Raw genomic sequence first — 2054 nt, forward strand, 5'->3', positions numbered from 1 at the left:
CACAGCGAGTTCAATTTCACTGAGTCTCGGGTGGAGACAGCCTGGCCATCATTACGCCATTCGTGCAGGTCGGAACTTACCCGACAAGGAATTTCGCTACCTTAGGACCGTTATAGTTACGGCCGCCGTTTACCGGGGCTTCGATCAAGAGCTTCGCCTTGCGGCTGACCCCATCAATTAACCTTCCGGCACCGGGCAGGCGTCACACCGTATACGTCCACTTTCGTGTTTGCACAGTGCTGTGTTTTTATTAAACAGTTGCAGCCAGCTGGTATCTGCGACTGGTATCAGCTCCGGGAGCAAGTCCCTTCACCGACGCCAGCGTGCCTTCTCCCGAAGTTACGGCACCATTTTGCCTAGTTCCTTCACCCGAGTTCTCTCAAGCGCCTTGGTATTCTCTACCTGACCACCTGTGTCGGTTTGGGGTACGATTTCGTGTTACCTGGAGCTTAGAGGCTTTTCCTGGAAGCTTGGCATCGGTCACTTCATCACCGTAGTGACTCGTCATCACGCCTCAGTGTTAATGATGTTCCGGATTTACCAAAAACATCCACCTACACGCTTAAACCGGGACAACCGTCGCCCGGATAACCTAGCCTTCTCCGTCCCCCCTTCGCAGTAACACCAAGTACAGGAATATTAACCTGTTTCCCATCGACTACGCCTTTCGGCCTCGCCTTAGGGGTCGACTCACCCTGCCCCGATTAACGTTGGACAGGAACCCTTGGTCTTCCGGCGTGCGGGTTTTTCACCCGCATTATCGTTACTTATGTCAGCATTCGCACTTCTGATACCTCCAGCAACCCTCACAGGTCACCTTCGCAGGCTTACAGAACGCTCCCCTACCCAACAACACCTAAGTGTCGCTGCCGCAGCTTCGGTGCATGGTTTAGCCCCGTTACATCTTCCGCGCGGGCCGACTCGACCAGTGAGCTATTACGCTTTCTTTAAATGATGGCTGCTTCTAAGCCAACATCCTGGCTGTCTGGGCCTTCCCACATCGTTTCCCACTTAACCATGACTTTGGGACCTTAGCTGGCGGTCTGGGTTGTTTCCCTCTTCACGACGGACGTTAGCACCCGCCGTGTGTCTCCCGTGATAACATTCTTCGGTATTCGCAGTTTGCATCGAGTTGGTAAGCCGGGATGGCCCCCTAGTCGAAACAGTGCTCTACCCCCGAAGATGAATTCACGAGGCGCTACCTAAATAGCTTTCGGGGAGAACCAGCTATCTCCCGGTTTGATTGGCCTTTCACCCCCAGCCACAAGTCATCCGCTAATTTTTCAACATTAGTCGGTTCGGTCCTCCAGTTAGTGTTACCCAACCTTCAACCTGCCCATGGCTAGATCACCGGGTTTCGGGTCTATACCCTGCAACTTAACGCCCAGTTAAGACTCGGTTTCCCTGCGGCTCCCCTATTCGGTTAACCTTGCTACAGAATATAAGTCGCTGACCCATTATACAAAAGGTACGCAGTCACCCTGATTAATCAAGGCTCCCACTGCTTGTACGTACACGGTTTCAGGTTCTATTTCACTCCCCTCGCCGGGGTTCTTTTCGCCTTTCCCTCACGGTACTGGTTCACTATCGGTCAGTCAGGAGTATTTAGCCTTGGAGGATGGTCCCCCCATATTCAGACAGGATAACACGTGTCCCGCCCTACTCATCGAACTCACAACTCATGCCTCTTCGTGTACGGGACTATCACCCTCTGTCGTGCGACTTTCCAGACGCTTCCACTAAGACACAAACTGATTCAGGTTCTGGGCTCCTCCCCGTTCGCTCGCCGCTACTAGGGGAATCTCGGTTGATTTCTTTTCCTCGGGGTACTGAGATGTTTCAGTTCCCCCGGTTCGCCTCGCAACACTATGTATTCATGTTGCGATAGTGCAACGGATTGCACTGGGTTTCCCCATTCGGGTATCGTCGGGTATAGCGGTTCATATCACCTTACCGACGCTTTTCGCAGATTAGCACGCCCTTCATCGCCTCTGACTGCCTAGGCATCCACCGTGTACGCTTAGTCACTTAACCTCACAACCCGAAGGTGTCTC

The 2054-nt window shown here is 53.0% G+C and carries 1 rRNA gene; it reads right to left on the minus strand.

Features of this window, described 5'->3' with window-relative positions:
- Positions 1-2034: ribosomal RNA gene (locus tag AU511_RS16710) — 23S ribosomal RNA — on the minus strand; the annotation flags it as partial.
- Positions 2035-2054: the final 20 nt, after the last annotated feature.

This window comes from Lonsdalea iberica (genome assembly GCF_002111585.1).
In the GTDB taxonomy this organism is placed as follows: Bacteria; Pseudomonadota; Gammaproteobacteria; order Enterobacterales; family Enterobacteriaceae; genus Lonsdalea; species Lonsdalea iberica.